Genomic DNA, 339 nt, shown 5'->3' on the forward strand with positions numbered 1-339 from the left:
TTAAGAATGTTTATTTTTAAGAAGTAAAAGTGGTGGAGCTAAGCAGGATCGAACTGCTGACCTCCTGCGTGCAAGGCAGGCGCTCTCCCAGCTGAGCTATAGCCCCACATATGCTGGTACTTACTGTTTTATTAGCCACTTCGATTGAGACAAGGCGTAAGTTGAGGACGTTTAGTTCACTAAACGACGAAGCTTACAACGCAGTATCAAGAAGAAGTGGTGGGTCTGAGTAGATTTGAACTACCGACCTCACCCTTATCAGGGGTGCGCTCTAACCAACTGAGCTACAGACCCAAACAATAAGTGTTGTTCTCTTTACAATTAACAATCATCTGTGTG

2 tRNA genes are annotated in these 339 nt (G+C 44.5%); both read right to left on the bottom strand.

Going from position 1 to position 339, the window contains the following annotated elements:
- Positions 1-30: 30 nt before the first annotated feature.
- A tRNA-Ala gene (locus CWB80_RS22085) sits at positions 31-106 on the bottom strand.
- 111 nt (positions 107-217) lie between these two features.
- Positions 218-294, bottom strand: a tRNA-Ile gene (locus tag CWB80_RS22090).
- Positions 295-339 lie beyond the last annotated feature (45 nt).

It is taken from the genome of Pseudoalteromonas sp. S1650 (genome assembly GCF_005887195.1).
Lineage (GTDB): Bacteria > Pseudomonadota > Gammaproteobacteria > Enterobacterales > Alteromonadaceae > Pseudoalteromonas > Pseudoalteromonas simplex.